General features: G+C 37.1%; 4 protein-coding genes and 1 pseudogene. All 5 read left to right on the top strand.

Annotated elements, in window-relative coordinates; translation table 11 throughout:
- Window positions 1-197: pseudogene (locus HW447_RS17740) on the top strand (transcriptional regulator); the annotation flags it as partial.
- 5 nt (window positions 198-202) lie between these two features.
- Entirely contained in the window at window positions 203-484 is a 282-nt protein-coding gene (locus HW447_RS18150; protein WP_279285714.1) for an ImmA/IrrE family metallo-endopeptidase, read from the top strand.
- The gene (locus tag HW447_RS18155; RefSeq protein WP_279285715.1) at window positions 477-635 is read left to right on the top strand and encodes an ImmA/IrrE family metallo-endopeptidase; all 159 of its coding nucleotides are present in this window, start codon (window positions 477-479) and stop codon (window positions 633-635) included. Before HW447_RS18150 ends, HW447_RS18155 begins: the two co-directional genes overlap by 8 nt.
- A gap of 44 nt (window positions 636-679) precedes the next feature.
- The gene (locus tag HW447_RS17750) at window positions 680-1324 is read left to right on the top strand and encodes a DUF5067 domain-containing protein (RefSeq protein ID WP_176256349.1); all 645 of its coding nucleotides are present in this window, start codon (window positions 680-682) and stop codon (window positions 1322-1324) included.
- A 38-nt stretch (window positions 1325-1362) separates the two neighbouring features.
- Window positions 1363-1923: a gluzincin family metallopeptidase gene (locus tag HW447_RS17755; RefSeq protein WP_176256350.1), complete on the top strand. Its 561-nt coding sequence runs from the start codon at window positions 1363-1365 to the stop codon at window positions 1921-1923.
- The last annotated feature ends 103 nt before the right edge of the window (window positions 1924-2026 follow it).

Consider the following 2026-nt stretch of genomic DNA (forward strand, 5'->3'; position numbering starts at 1 on the left):
TCAGCCGCCGATTAGAGCAGACTCTTTCTGATCTGGAGGGCCAGCAGGGCGCACTTATGTTTGATGGCGCGCCATTAGACGATGAAACAAAGGAACTTTTGAAGGCCAGTTTAGAGCACAGCATACGGGTTGCTAAAATCAATGCAAAAAAATTTACAAACAAGCGTTATCTCAACTCTGAAAATCAGGAGAAGTGATTTTATTGGATATACATAACGAAGTCGCCTATTTAAAGCGATATTACAAAACAGAGAATCCTTTTGATATTATCCGGGCCAAAAAAATTCTTCTCTTATATGAAGAACTTGGCCTTATCAGAGGATACTACAATCTTGTACTGCGCCAAAAACAAATACATCTTAACTGTAATCTTGAAGGTATTCAGCGTATTTTTACTGCCACTCATGAGTTGGGCCATGCTATTATGCACCCTAAAGCGAATACACCTTTTTTTACTGGCAAATACTTACCAGTCTGTGGATAGATTAGAAATAGAAGCGAATAAATTTGCTGTTGAATTTTTGATTACAGATGAGACTTTATATGAATATTTCAAATATCAGGAATACACGATTGAACAGGTAGCACGTGCATTGGGCTACCAAAAAGAATTGATTGAATTAAGATTAAAATAGCCTATGGCGTTTTAATAAAAATCAAAAGAAAAGAGGAAATAGGTATGAAAAAGACAAAATTATTTCTTGCTACCGCCATGGTATCAGCATTTTTAGCGAATACTGCTCTAGCTGGAACTTGGCAGGATCAAGGCAATGGAAAGTGGAAGTATCAGAATGACGATGGAAGCTTTGCCACTGGATGGGTTGAAGATAGCGGTAAAAGCTATTATCTGGATACCAATGGCGTAATGATGTCCAATACCACTACACCAGATGGCTATTATGTTGGCGCTGATGGGGCATGGATTCCGAATCAGGAAACTCCAAAATTTGATTTTTCAATTGATACTTGCTCCATTAAATATACCGATCACAAAGTATTTTCATTTGATTATGATGGGTATCCTTGCGTAGCTCTTTATTATGATTATACAAATACAGATACAGAATCTACAGGGGCCTATCTGGCAGATTACTACATTACTGTTTATCAAAATGGTATTGAATGTGATACTACATTCCTGCCATATGATGAAGATGACGAAGCTTTCCGTAATTACACAAAGAAAGTCACACCTGGTACAACCATCAATGTGGCAAAGGCTTATAGAATCTCAGATATGAGTGATATCACAATCGAAATAAAAGAAATGTGGAACTGGAGTAATCCGAAAACCCAAACCATAACATTAAATCTCAATAAATAAACCAGATAACTGTTTTATATGAAACGAAAGGAAAATATATGAAAATGAAGAAAATACTTCTCCCTGCCCTTATCACCTCTCTTGCAGTGAGTATGGCAGCCTGCGGCAACGGATCAGCTTCAGAAACAACAGCAAATACCACAGCAGCAAAACAAGAAACAAGTTCTCCAGAAACAACGCCAGACGCTACCTCCGATGCAGATGCTATTGCAGATGTCAATGTTGAAAAAGAATTATTTGATGTAAAACTCACGATTCCATCTGACTACATTGGAGACGCTACACAAGAGGAATTGAGCAAAGAAGCTGAAGCAAATGGCTATAAAATCGTACTTAATGATGATGGAAGTGCTACCTATACGATGAGTAAAAGTCAGCACAAAAAAATGATGGAGGAGCTTTCTGACAGTATCAACACTGCATTAACTGATATGGTCGGATCTGAAGACTACCCTAATTTTACTGATATTAAAGCAAATGATGATTTTACTCAATTTACCATTACAACAAAATCCGAAGAACTTAATCTGAAAGAATCTGTTTCTGTAATGGGATTTTATATGTATGGCGGAATGGAGAGTATGAGAAAATTTCTGTAAATAAGATTCTTCTATGATAATGAAGGGTGGGAAACTTCTAAATCAGGTTTTTCACCCTTGTTTTATATATAACAGGTACTTCCATGCATGTCAAGAGCAGGCG

The sequence above is a fragment of the Enterocloster alcoholdehydrogenati genome (assembly GCF_013282095.1).
Lineage (GTDB): Bacteria > Bacillota > Clostridia > Lachnospirales > Lachnospiraceae > Enterocloster > Enterocloster alcoholdehydrogenati.